Raw genomic sequence first — 11,905 nt, 5'->3', positions numbered from 1 at the left:
GGCTCTATCCTTTGCGGGAACGGGTCGTGCCATCGATGGCTGTGAGGTCGGCCTGCGGGCCAATCAGTTTGCGGAGCGACGCGATAACGCGGTTGGCCCGTGCTGCGATGGGCATGCTGAGATGCCCGACAGCGGATGGGGTGCCCCAGGCTGTCCTGATCGTTCCGAGGATCGACCGGTCTTTGATATTCTGGACGAGAACGAGGAAGGCTCTTCCCCGAAGCAGGCTTTTTGCCCTGAAATCCTGGGCGGCTGCTGCTTCCGCATCCAGCGTGTGATTGCGAAGGAAGGTCTTATCCCCTTCGATCATGGCGTCGATGTGGTGAAGCGAAAGAACGCGGGAGATCGATCCTTCGCGGATATTATAGTCGTAACCGGCAAGCGGCTCGAAAACGCAGCGCCCGCCGAGCGCCATAGCGCTGGCGAGATAGAGATAGTCCTCGCCGATCTTCAGGCTTTCGTCGAAGCGAAGGGCATGGCTTTCGATGAAGGCGCGCTGAAAGATCGGCTTCAGATAGCCGAAATTATGGGTGGTTTGAAAAAGGGCGTTGGAGCGAATGAAGGCGGAAAGCGTGAGCGTCGGCATTTGCGCCAGCGCGTCCTCGGCGAACATGGTTTCGGCCGGCGTGCCGTCGGTCCTGATGACACGCAGATTGTCGACGGCGATTTCGGCGCCGGCCTTTTCGGCACGATCAATCATCCGGCGCAGCCGGTCGGGATCGACCGTGTCGTCTGAATCGAGCACCGCCAGCCAGCGGCCGGTGGCGGCCGAGATCGCGGCGTTGCGCGCCGCTGATGGCCCGCCGTTACGGGCGAGCGCGATCAGCCGGACGTTGCGGTCGGCATAGCTTTCCGCGATCGCCCTGGTTTCATCGGCCGAACAGTCGTCGGCGACGATGACCTCGACCGTGACGCCGCGCTGGGCAAGCGCGCTGTCGATCGCCTTTCCGAGCGTCGCCGCCGCATTATAAGCGGCGATGATAAAGCTGACGTCGGGCATGTCTTGCTTCATGCGGCCTCCGCCGTTCCGTACTGGCGGATTTCGCGCACGCCGAGCAGGCCGCTGACGACGCCGGAATGCATGACGCCGCGAAGGGCGTAGCGGTAGCGCGGCACGGCCGAGAAGACGCAGGCGAGGGCGGCAGCGTAGCAGAAGCCGGCCTTTGCAGCGGCAAGCGCGATCTGCTTCGGCCGGTTGAGGCCACCGGAACCCGTCTCCTGCAGCAGCCGTCCGTGCGTCTGGCCGAAGCGGAAGCGGCGCTTGGCGAGCCAGGAGAGATCGGCGCGATTTTCGGTCACGGGCTCGTAGACATAGGCCTTCTCGGCAAAGGCGATCTTGCCGCCGGCCTCATGCATGTGGCTGAAGAATTCCGTGTCTTCTCCACCGGTATGGCCGAGCGCGAGATTGAAGCGGCGGCCGGCAAGGCTTGGCGAGGAGAGGCGCAGCAGGACGTTGCAGGTGTAGCCGGTGCGGATTTCGCCGTTGACCCAGACGGGCAGCGTCGAATGGAAATCGCCGACCCGCATCCAGCGTGGTGCGGTGTCCGCGTATACACTGCGGACAGGTCCGAGAACGGCGTCGGCCTTGGTTGATCGGGCAGTCGAGAGGAGCTCGACCAGCCAATCCTCGCTGGCATCCTCGTCGTCGTCGATGAAAGCCAGGAAATCGCCGGTGGCGTTATCGAGGCAGGCGTTGCGGGCGATCGAGATGTTCGATGCCGGGCAATGCACATAGGCGATTTCGTGGGCGATGCGCGGACGAAGTGCCTCGACGCGCTCCCTGGCGCTCGGCGTCTTGTCGTTATCGGCGACGATGATGCGCAGGCGCGAGCCGGGAGGGACTTCGAGGACGGCCAGCGACAGCAGCGCTTCGTCGAGCGAAGCGCGGCGATAGGTGCAGATGCCGATGTCGATCTGCAATTGTCTCGTCTGCTGTTTTTTCGTCTGCTGTTTCTCAGTGTGCTCTGGGGGCTGGTTCACGACGCCACCTTTCTGCCGCGGAAGCTGAGGAGTTCCATCCAGAAACCGGCCGACCAGGCGAAGTGCATCACCATGGCCGATACGGCGGCCAGCGGGCCGTAGGGGTTGCGCTGGCCGATCGCCATCCAGAAACCGTAGCCGACGCAGGCGACTGCCCAGAGGCTGAACGGAATGACGGCGGCCCAGTTCACCACGGCCAGAAATGCGCCGATGAAGACGGGGACGACCAGAAGCGGCAGCATCTGGCGAACATTCGGCATGCTGCCATGCTTCAGGATGTTCTTGGCGCGGCCGCGGCCATAGCCGAGATATTGCCTGAACAGCGTGGCGACGCTGGAGCGCGGGTAATAGACCATGCGGGTCTTGTCAGTCATCCAGATGCCGAAGCCGGCCTTCTTCAGGCGGTAGTCGAGCTCGGCGTCTTCATTGTGGCTGAAGGTCTCGTCGTAGCCGCCAACGGCCTCGAAGGCGGCGATGCGCATCAGGGCGTGGTGGCCGTGGTTGGTCCAATGGCCCTTGGCACCCTCGCGGTGCTTCGAGCCGCCATTGCCGAGCTTGGAGTTCTGGGCGAAGGCGGTGGCCTTCTGGAACATGCCGAAGCCGACCGTTTCCATGGACACGACCACGGAATCGGCCTGGGTCGCGACGGCTTCCTCGACGAGGCGACGGCAATAATCGTCGGGATAATCGCCATGGGCGTCGATGCGGATGAGATAGTCGTAGTCGCGGCCGAAGGTGGCGACGGCCAGATTGGTGGCGGCGCTCTGCAGGCGGCGGGGATTGTCGAGGAGCACGATGCGCGGATCGGACATGCTGATGCGGGCGACGATCTCGCGCGTCGCATCCTTGCTGCCGCCGTCGGCGACGACGATCTTGGCGTTCATGTGATCGATTTCGCGGCTCAGCTTAGCGAGCAGCGGCTCGATGTGCTTCTCTTCGTTCAAGCAAGGGATGATTATGAGACTGGAGACGCTGGAACTGGCATCAGGCTGCATGGTTGTCCACCCTTCTGGAGATACGGTTTTCGGTGCGGATGCACTGCTGTCGCCCCTCTCGACGGCAGCAGGCACAAGGCGGGAAAGGCTGGCGACGAGCGCTTCGCAGTCGCTGCGGTCGGCAAGCCAGGTTTTCTGATCGGTCAAGGCGACGGCGTCGCTCAGCGCATGGTAGCGCTCGCCGGTCATGGTTTCGAACAGCGCGCGCAGTGCTGCCGGGCTTGCATCCGGAAGGGCAAGGCCGATTGATTTTTCGCGCAGGAAGCGCGCGGTCTGCGTGCCTTCGAGCGCGATCGGAACGGTGCCGTAGAGGCATCCCTCGTAGAGCCGGTTCGGCAGCAGCCAGCTGGAATTCAGGCCTTCCTCGAAGAAGTCGATCGCCCAGGAGAAATGGACGCCGTCGTAGATCGCCCTCAAATCCTCGGGGTTCCTGTAGGGGCCTTCGAAGCGGAGATAGGGTTCGCTGGCGACGAAGCCGTCGAAATCCTCGAATTCGGAATAGGCGGGGCGGCCGCGCAGCACGATCTCGACGCGACCTTCCATGAGGCGGGAGAACTCGGCGAGCATGGTCAGCGACTTCCTGCAACGGAGCGCGCCGAACCAGCCGATCTTCCAGGGCTGGCCGGGCTGCTTCAGAGGGCGGGCGATCGTCGGCTGCACCGTCTGGTCGATCGATATGACCTTGTTTTCGATCAGCAGCGTCTCAGCCTTGATGCCGGAGCGCGGTGCGAAGTGGTGTTCGATGAAGGCGGGGGAGCTCGTCATGATCAGCCGGGCGTTGCGGCCGAAACGGGCTTCGGCGCCGCGCATGATCTTGCCGACCATGTCGTTGCGCGAGAGCAGCCGGTGAATGTCGAGGCATTCGTAGACGACGGGCACATCGCCGCCGAACATCGCATTGGCGCGATCGGCGACCGCGAGCGCCTCGAGATTGCGGCCGATGATGACGTCGGGCTTGTCGACGCTATTCAGCAGGCCTTTCAGCCCGCTCATTGCCTTTACGACAGCGCCGATGCGCTGCGCGAACTTGGCGTCGGCGGTGCGGCCAAGCTCGATCGGCGTGATGCCGTGCACTTCGGCGAGACGGTTTTCGCCGCGCCTAAAGCCGGCCAGCGTCACCTCCGCGCCGCCCTCGCGCAGCATCAGCACCCGCCGCCGGACGGCGGGATCCGCCAGATCATGCACGAGATACAGGACTTTGAGCATGGCACTCCTTGTCATTTGCGCGCCTTCGGCGCCGGTCAATTCAGCGTGCATGCGATCGATTCAGGGAACTGGCACTTGTCGCCGGGGGCCGTGTAGGCGAAGCGGTCGACTTCCAGCGATGTCGGCTTGGTGTAGGCGAACTTGCCCATCCAATCCTTCAGCGTGTCGGTGCCCCAGAGGCTGAAGAAAATCTTCTGCTGGCTGTCGGGGATCTTTGCGGGATCGGTGACATCCTGGACGAGCTTGCCGTTCAGATAATAGCGCAGCCGGCCGGGCTCCCAGACGAAGGCGTAGTCGTTGAAGCCGTCATCGGCGTTGGCGCCGATCGGAACCAGCTTCTCATTGCCGCCCTTGGCCTTGATGTACTGGTTGACCTGAACCTGGCCGGAATTCTTGCCGAGGACCTCGAAGTCGATCTCGTCGTGCGGCTGCTTGTCGGCCGGGCCGATATAGGTGAAGAAGGCCGAGTTCAGGCCGGACCCGGTGGCCGCCTTCATGCGGGCCTCATAGGTGCCGTAGCCGAAGCGCTTCTTGGTCTGGATCTCGCCGCAGAGATAGCTGCGGTCCTTCGACTGACCCTCGGCGAAGGAGAGCTGCAACGCGCCGCCTTCGACCTTCACCTGGTTTTTCGACCAGGTACAGTTCTGATGTGGGCCGTTGTTCCAGCCGTCGGAGATGTACCAGATGCTACGGTCGAGCTTATCGAAGTTCTCCACGAAGGAGGCACTGCCCGGTTGCTGGGCTGCCTGCTGGGCGAAAGCCGAGGAGGCGCCGATGAGGAGCGTGCCGATAATGCCGAGTGTGGGGCAAAGCTTTCGCGCATGGGCGATTTTGGTCGTCATGTGTCACCTTTGCTGTGTAGCGAGTTTGGAAGGAGCCGCGCCCGCGGAAACCGGCTTGTCATAGGGCTTCTTGGCCCGCGCGCCGGTCATGACGGCGTAGAGGCGAGGGGCGATCTTGCGGCAGAGATTGTTCGAGAAGGCCAGGAACGGGAACAGGATCGCCAGCGAGAGAATGAAGAAGGCCGGGTAGAAGCTGACGCCCGATTTGCCCCAGACGATCCACATGAAGATCAGCAGCGGATAGTGGCTGCAGAAAATCCAGAAGCTCAGGCTGCCTGTTTTCGACAGCCGCTGGCCGATCTGTGTTTCGATAAGCGGCGCCGACAAGAGCCAGAAGCCGAGCGCGCCGAAGATGGCGAGCGTGTTGCGCAGGAACTGCACCCAATCCGGCAGGCTCGGTCCGGTCATGTAGATGACGGTGGCAAGCGCCGCGCAACTGGCGAGCAGGAGGACCGCGCCAAGCGTGGCGAAGCGGTCGAGCGCCTTCAGGTCGATCTTGTTCAGGCCGATATAGATGCCGAGGCTGAACGAGAAGAGGATGGAGCGCTTCAGGACGACATAGAGCGATGCCTCCGGCACCACGGCGACCACGAGCAGCACCGACAGCGTCAGAAGCGGCGCATGGCGGATCAGCCATGCCAGCAGCGGCGACAGCAGGATGCAGACGAAGAGATCGCGCAGGAAATAGAGCGGCACGTTGACCGGGAAGTCCTCGACCGCGAAGAGCTGGGTCATCAGCTCGCGCGCCGAGGCTTGCCACGGGTTCGGCACGTATCCGTCGCCAAGGCCGACGCCGAGCGCCACCAGGATCGCGAGGAAGAACAGGCCGTTCCACAAGAGGAATGGCAGCAGCACGGTCTTGGATTTCGTGCGTACCGTTTTCAGGTAGCTGAAATTCTCCAGGCCGCCACGGAACAGGAGATAGCCGGAAATCGCACTCAGGCAGGGCACACCCACCCTGAACAGCGCTTCCGCCAGGAATACTCTCAGCCAATCGAAGGCGCCGTAGGTCCCGACGAAGGGACTGGTCTGGTCGCTGAATGGTATGTGTACGAAGACGATGCCCGAAATGAGCACAATCCGCATCAGGTTGATCCGTGAGGACACGTTGGTATCAACATTCACGTTGTCAGTCACCCCTTTTGGGTCGCAGCTCCCCTTTGCAACCGTTTCAATCAGAGCAGACTTCAGCTCGCAGCGAGGGAAGTTAGGGCGAATTCACGGAAGAAAATATGGCACTGCAGCAAAAGTGATCGATCACGCCGTTTCGTAACGGATACTACTTGCCGTAACGGCTCGCGAAAAATGCGCGGCTGAAGTGTTCTCGCCCCGGCCAGAAGCCAGCGTCAGCAGTGCATTCAAGAAAATGATTATATTCACTGGCTTAGGCGCGAAAGACGTGGTGCGGCGCACGAAAGTTTTTATCAAATGAGAGGAAATGTTACAGTAGCCGTCCGCAAGTGGTTCATCATTTATGGTCGGAATGGGGCGGTTTGATCCGGAATGGAGCGTTTCCGGATCGAGGGGCCGTCAGCGGCCTTCCTGCCGCCTTTGACAAATTTCGGCCGAAATGCCCCTGATGCTTGTGCGGTGCAGCAGCTGGCCTAGATGGCACGGCTGCAGGCACCGACCGAAGCACCAATTCGAACCTCTCAGGGAGAGAGTATGGCGACTTTCACGATCATTATTCCGTTTTACCAGCGGGATGACGGCATCCTCAGACGGGCGCTTGCGTCGGCGTTTGCGCAGAGTTTTCAGGACTTCGATATCATCGTCGTCGACGATCAGTCGCCCTATGCGCCGGCAAGCGAGCTTGCGCCGCTGACCGCCGAAGAGCGGGCGCGAATCACCGTCGTCAGCCAGCCGAACGCGGGGCCGGGCGGCGCGCGCAATACCGGGCTCGATCATGTTCCCGCCGATACGCGCTATGTCGCGTTTCTCGATTCGGACGACATCTGGACGCCGGATCATCTGAAAAACGCGTTCACGGCCATGGATACGCTTGGCGGCGATTGCTACTGGGCGTCGATCGAGGGCGGGGCGGAGTTCGACTATCATTTCGGGATCGCGGCGCTTGCGAAGATCGACGGCGCGCAGCGGCTGATGGAGACGCCGCATATTCTCTCTGTTCCCGATATAGCGGGGGTGATGATCAACGACTGGGCCTTCCTGCACATGTCGTGCATGGTCATCGGCCGACCCCTGATCGAGACCGTGCGTTTCGACGCGGCGCTGCGGCTGGCGGCGGAAGACGTCCTGTTCTTCTGCGACTGCATGCTGGCGGCCAAGCAGGTTCTGCTTTGCGCCGATGCGGGCGCGCTGCGCGGCGAGGGGATCAACATCTTCCACGGCGTCGACAATACGTCGCCGGAATATCTGAAGCAGCAGTTCATCACCTGGATGGCGCTCGACAGGCTGGAAAGCCGCTTCGCCTCGCGGCCGCGTGAGATCGCGACCATCCGCTCCTACAAGAGCCGGGCGCGCAAGCAGGCGCTGTGGGGGCAGGTGGGGCAGCTCAAACGCCGCCGCCGCCCTGATTTCGGCTTGCTCGCCCGCTGGCTGGTGCAGGATCCAAGGCTGATCCAGAGCGCATTCCAGCTCGCCGCCGGCAAGCTGGTAAAATAACTGCTCTTTGCTTTATCGCATGTCGGTGCCGCAAAACCGCGGCACGCTTTTGCGCGACATGCTTTACTCCGCCGGCGCGTCGAGCAAATAGCGAAGGCGGTCGCCGCTTGAGGTGACCGCTACGCCATCCGGGTTGCGCCAGCGTTCCGTCTTGTCGGCGAGGATGCCGCCGGCGATGGCCGGAAAGGCGGAGGGATGGGACGCGACATAGGCGATCGCGGCGCCGGCGCCCTTCTGGTTCTTGATGTCGAGAAAGTGGCGCAGCTCGTATTTGGCGCGAATGTGCTGTTCGTGCCGGCGCACGGCGTCCGCCGCCATCGGCTTCAGCTTGAAATCCTTCAGCAGCGAACGGTCCGCCTCGTAAAGGCGGCGCAGGTCTTCCGTGCGGTGGCTGCCGCTCAGCGAGTTGCCGCGCACGACGGCGCCGTAGCCGCAGCTGTGGATCACCTTGTAGCGGGCGCCGAGCGCCAGTGCACGGATGTAGAGATCGTAATCCTCGCCGAGACGCATGTCCTCGCGGTAGCGGAGTTGATGCTTGTCGAGAAAGCTTCGGCGCATGACGGGCTTCAGGAAGCCGATCTCGCCGCGGCGCACGCCGCGCTTGGAGATGTTGCCGTCCACGAATGTCGTCAGATCGAGATAGAGAGGGTTTTCGGCGAAGCGATCGAGCTTCTGTGGGGCCTGGGCGACCGTGTCGGCATCGACGAAGGCGATGTTGTCGGCCACGAACTCCCAATCATTGTCCGAGAGCATGCGGGAGAAGCGGCCGGCGAAGAAGAAATCGTCGGCATCAAGAATGGCGATCAGCGGCGATGTGGAGATATCGATGGCATGATTGCGTGCGGCGGACGGGCCCTTGTTCTTCTCGAACCTGACGATCCTGAGCCTGCCGGTGGCGTCGTTGCCGCGTTCGGCGGCTTGCGCCGTGGAATCGCTCGAGCCGTCGTCGACGACCACGACTTCGGCGACTTCAGGCTCGAGAAGTGCTGATCTGACGGCGATTTCGATCGTATCGGCCGCGTTCTTGGCGGCGATGATGACGCATATGCTAGCTGTTTCAGCCACGCTCTACCTCCGTTGTTTCGCCCAAGACCTAGGACGTTGCAGCGCAGCAGACAACAAAGAGCGCTTCACATGATGTTACGAAGGGTGGGTTCGTGAGCGGCGAACGGGCATCAGGACTGCCCTCGGGGCTTAGCGATTGAACGGCTCGGAGCTGTTGAAAGGCGGTACGTGAAGCTTTTCAGCTTCCTCGGCGCGGCCGGCCGCGCGCTTGGCGCCGTTGCGCTCCTTGCTTTCCTTCCAGACGAGGTAGAGCACGCCGCCGAAATAGCCTGCCTGCAGCAGGATCGCGCAGATCACGGTCTTGATGATGGTTCCGGAAAGAGAGCCGCTCAGCCAATAGGTGGCGACGGCGAACACTGCGAGTGCGCCCAACATGCTGACAAAAACGCGAGGTGCATACATTTGTTGCCTCCCCAGATGGTGCCCTTCAATGAACAGCCATTGAATACGCGGCCACACCAGGACCCTTTTGTAGATTCTTTTTACAGGACTTCGTCATATAACTAAAGCGGTGAAGACGTCGTTTGCGCCTGTATTCAGTATCTACAAGTGTCATCTTAAAGCTTTGTTCCGGGTATTGGTAAAAATGCCACTTATCGGCCTGGCCGCCCGGCAATCGGAAAACGTCGTTAAAGTTGGGTTTCGATGTGAGGGTTGCATCGATTTCGGCAATGCACGTTCTTGTTTGTGCCACAATCGATACCCGCTGAGGTGTAGTGGGCGCGTTTCGCATTCAACTTTTATTACAAAGATTTAATTTCAACCGATTTGTGAGTGCGGCGCAAAAACGATGCTGCGATGCAATAAAACGCCCCCGTTCAAGTTTAAAAACAGGTCCGTTGCAGAAGTGATGGCCGCGCTCAAGAACTTTCGACCGCGACCGGTCACCCCTGTAAACTTCGCTCGGGGTGTATTGGCAAGAAGTCACGAGGCATTTTATTTCGATCTGCAAATATAGTTTTGATCGCTTTGGTGGAATCTAAATATGTTTCAGCGACCGCTGAAATACAAAAAGTTGAACAAATGTTTCCAAAACCGTTCGATAACGACCGGTTTTAAAAACGTGGCTTAAAAAAACAAAATCCCCTCATACACTCCCAACTCGTCAGCGCTAGCTTAGCGTCCTGAGCCTTAACCGACCAAACGGCAAACATAAGTGGAGTTACCTCTATGAAGTCTGCGACGAGATCGGACAGTTCGCCATTTTATGGCGCAGTTCACGAAAACGCGTTTCCGCCCACGGGCGGCTTCGCAAAACGGGCATTCGATGTGTCCGCCGCCTGCCTCGGGCTTCTGTTTCTGAGCCCAATCTTTTTGATGGTGATGCTGCTTGTGAGGCTCACGGACAAGGGTCCGGCCTTCTATGGCCATCGCCGTATCGGCCACAATGGCCAGGAATTCCGTTGCCTGAAGTTTCGGACAATGGTCACCAATGGCGACAAGGTGCTGCAGGACTATCTGCGCAACAACCCTTCCGCCATGGATGAGTGGCGCGCCACGCGCAAGCTGCAGAACGACCCTCGGGTCACTGCCGTTGGCGCCGTGCTGCGCAAGCTGAGCCTTGATGAGCTTCCCCAGCTCTTCAACATCATTCGCGGTGAGATGAGTGTCGTCGGTCCGCGTCCCGTCGTTCAAGACGAACTTGAAATGTACGAGCACGCCGCCGTCTTCTATCTGCAGTCCCGCCCAGGCCTTACCGGTCTCTGGCAGGTCAGCGGACGCAACGACGTCTCCTATGCCGCTCGCGTCGCTTTCGACACCCACTACGTCGAAAACTGGTCGATGGCCCGGGACGTTGCGATCATCGCAAAGACCATTCCCGCCGTCTGCGCTCAGCGCGGAAGCTACTAACGGCATCCTTACGCCCGACGAGCACGTCTTATGGCTCGCCGTCGGGACGAAACACGGGGAAAAATATGAACGAACGTCTATTTGGCAGTCAGGCTGGGCGATCCCGTGCCCTTCGATCCGGTGTTGCAGTCGCTGCCGGGTTGAGTGCATTCCTGCTGTCCTCATTCATTGCCAGCGCGGACGACTACCGCCTTGGAACCATGGATAAAGTGAAGATTCGAGTTGCCGAATGGCAGACGGCGGATGGGACGATCCGCGACTGGTCTGTCGTCAGCGGCGACTACACGGTTGGCCCGTCCGGCAGCATTTCGCTGCCATTCGTCGGCGATCTCGCTGCTTCCGGGCAGACGACCGACGCCATCGCCAAGCAGATCGGCATGGCCCTTCAGAAGCAGTTCGCCCTGAAGGACCGGCCGTCGGCATCCGTCGAATTGTCGGAATTCCGCCCTGTCTATCTCTCCGGAGACGTGGAGAAGCCGGGTGAGTTTCCGTTCGCGCCGAACCTCACCGTCGCCAAGGCCGTCAGCCTTGCCGGCGGCCTTCGCCGGGCTGATTCCGGCCAGCGGTTCGCGCGTGATTTCATCAACGCCAAGGGCGACGCGGTCGTCTACATGGCGGACAGGGCACGGCTTCTGGTGAAGCAGGCTCGTCTTCAGGCCGAAATCGACAACAAGGATAGTTTCGAGATCCCGGCCGAACTGAAGGACAAGCCTGAGGCCAGAGCGCTCGTCGACAGCGAGAACGCGCTCATGACCTCGCGCAAGAAGCGGCTGACGCTGCAGCTTCAGGCACTCGATGACCTGAGGGCTCTGCTGCAGAGCGAAGTCGAGACGCTTGCCAAGAAAACGCAGACGCAGACGCGTCAGTTGGAATTGGCCACGGCCGACCGCGACAAGGTCGACGATCTCGCCGAGAAGGGGCTGGTGCTCAGCGCCCGCAAGATGACGGCCGAGCAACGCGCGGCAGATCTCGAGGCGATGCTTCTCGACATCGACACGAACTCGCTCAAGGCCAAGCAGGATATCAGCAAGGCCAACCAGGACGAGATCACGCTTCGCAACGACTGGGACGCTCAGCTTGCCCAGGAAAAGCAAAGTGCGGATGCGCAGCTCGACCAGCTCAACCTGAAGCTCACGACGAGCAACTCGCTGATGGCCGAGGCGCTGACCCAATCCACGGATGCCGCCCGCTTCGACACGTCGACGGGTGCGGCCAGCATTGCCTACTCCGTCATCCGTGACGTGGACGGCAAGCCGAAGGAAATCCCGGTGCAGGAAAGCACCGCGTTGCAGCCCGGCGATCTGATCAAGGTCACCGCCGGACTGGCCATGAGGTAACGAG

General features: G+C 61.0%; 10 protein-coding genes and 1 pseudogene. 3 read left to right on the top strand and 8 right to left on the bottom strand.

Translation table 11 applies throughout. From position 1 onward, the window contains the following. Positions 1-4: 4 nt before the first annotated feature. The 6 genes and pseudogenes from QTL96_RS22325 to QTL96_RS22305 form a co-directional block, all read right to left on the bottom strand. Positions 5-1,012 carry a glycosyltransferase family 2 protein gene (locus QTL96_RS22325; protein ID WP_112980730.1) on the bottom strand — a complete coding sequence of 336 codons (1,008 nt, stop codon included), beginning with the start codon at positions 1,010-1,012 and terminating at the stop codon, positions 5-7. Then, complete coding sequence (locus QTL96_RS22320; protein ID WP_289729288.1) at positions 1,009-1,920, bottom strand: glycosyltransferase family 2 protein; 912 nt, start codon at positions 1,918-1,920, stop codon at positions 1,009-1,011. Before QTL96_RS22320 ends, QTL96_RS22325 begins: the two co-directional genes overlap by 4 nt. A 56-nt stretch (positions 1,921-1,976) precedes the next feature. Continuing rightward, positions 1,977-2,975 carry a glycosyltransferase family 2 protein gene (locus QTL96_RS22315; protein WP_026282735.1) on the bottom strand — a complete coding sequence of 333 codons (999 nt, stop codon included), beginning with the start codon at positions 2,973-2,975 and terminating at the stop codon, positions 1,977-1,979. A gap of 75 nt (positions 2,976-3,050) precedes the next feature. Continuing rightward, positions 3,051-4,181 (bottom strand): annotated as a pseudogene (locus tag QTL96_RS31290) (glycosyl transferase); the annotation flags it as partial. 35 nt (positions 4,182-4,216) lie between these two features. Then, positions 4,217-5,023, bottom strand: a complete 807-nt coding sequence (locus tag QTL96_RS22310) for a glycoside hydrolase family 16 protein (protein ID WP_289729244.1) — start codon at positions 5,021-5,023, stop codon at positions 4,217-4,219. Between the two features lie 3 nt (positions 5,024-5,026). Next, complete coding sequence (locus tag QTL96_RS22305) at positions 5,027-6,109, bottom strand: acyltransferase (protein ID WP_289729243.1); 1,083 nt, start codon at positions 6,107-6,109, stop codon at positions 5,027-5,029. 579 nt (positions 6,110-6,688) lie between these two features. On the opposite strand from QTL96_RS22305, the gene QTL96_RS22300 reads away from it, so the two are divergent. Continuing rightward, entirely contained in the window at positions 6,689-7,648 is a 960-nt protein-coding gene (locus QTL96_RS22300) for a glycosyltransferase (protein WP_289729242.1), read from the top strand. Positions 7,649-7,711: 63 nt separating this feature from the next. Here the strand turns inward: QTL96_RS22300 and QTL96_RS22295 are convergent, their stop codons facing one another. Both QTL96_RS22295 and QTL96_RS22290 read right to left on the bottom strand, forming a co-directional pair. Beyond that, positions 7,712-8,713: a glycosyltransferase family 2 protein gene (locus QTL96_RS22295; RefSeq protein WP_289729241.1), complete on the bottom strand. Its 1,002-nt coding sequence runs from the start codon at positions 8,711-8,713 to the stop codon at positions 7,712-7,714. A gap of 129 nt (positions 8,714-8,842) precedes the next feature. Next, positions 8,843-9,115: an exopolysaccharide production repressor protein gene (locus tag QTL96_RS22290; RefSeq protein ID WP_209191402.1), complete on the bottom strand. Its 273-nt coding sequence runs from the start codon at positions 9,113-9,115 to the stop codon at positions 8,843-8,845. A 768-nt stretch (positions 9,116-9,883) separates the two neighbouring features. Here QTL96_RS22290 and QTL96_RS22285 point away from each other — a divergent pair. Next, positions 9,884-10,564 (top strand): sugar transferase, encoded by a 681-nt coding sequence (locus QTL96_RS22285; RefSeq protein ID WP_289729240.1) that lies wholly within the window; start codon positions 9,884-9,886, stop codon positions 10,562-10,564. Between the two features lie 65 nt (positions 10,565-10,629). After that, positions 10,630-11,901 (top strand): polysaccharide biosynthesis/export family protein, encoded by a 1,272-nt coding sequence (locus QTL96_RS22280; RefSeq protein WP_026282737.1) that lies wholly within the window; start codon positions 10,630-10,632, stop codon positions 11,899-11,901. The last annotated feature ends 4 nt before the right edge of the window (positions 11,902-11,905 follow it).

The organism is Rhizobium sp. S163, assembly GCF_030380805.1.
Taxonomy (GTDB): Bacteria; Pseudomonadota; Alphaproteobacteria; order Rhizobiales; family Rhizobiaceae; genus Rhizobium.
The sequence above is the reverse complement of the archived record's forward strand: the minus strand, read 5'-3'. Positions and strand labels throughout refer to the sequence as shown.

Excerpts from the sequence above, each read along its gene's own strand:
- QTL96_RS22310 (WP_289729244.1), bottom strand. The coding sequence starts at position 5,023 with ATGACGACCAAAATCGCCCATGCGCGAAAGCTTTGCCCCACACTCGGC.
- QTL96_RS22315 (WP_026282735.1), bottom strand. The coding sequence starts at position 2,975 with ATGCAGCCTGATGCCAGTTCCAGCGTCTCCAGTCTCATAATCATCCCT.
- QTL96_RS22290 (WP_209191402.1), bottom strand. The coding sequence starts at position 9,115 with ATGTATGCACCTCGCGTTTTTGTCAGCATGTTGGGCGCACTCGCAGTG.
- QTL96_RS22305 (WP_289729243.1), bottom strand. The coding sequence starts at position 6,109 with ATGCGGATTGTGCTCATTTCGGGCATCGTCTTCGTACACATACCATTC.
- QTL96_RS22285 (WP_289729240.1), top strand. The coding sequence starts at position 9,884 with ATGAAGTCTGCGACGAGATCGGACAGTTCGCCATTTTATGGCGCAGTT.
- QTL96_RS22300 (WP_289729242.1), top strand. The coding sequence starts at position 6,689 with ATGGCGACTTTCACGATCATTATTCCGTTTTACCAGCGGGATGACGGC.
- QTL96_RS22325 (WP_112980730.1), bottom strand. The coding sequence starts at position 1,012 with ATGAAGCAAGACATGCCCGACGTCAGCTTTATCATCGCCGCTTATAAT.
- QTL96_RS22280 (WP_026282737.1), top strand. The coding sequence starts at position 10,630 with ATGAACGAACGTCTATTTGGCAGTCAGGCTGGGCGATCCCGTGCCCTT.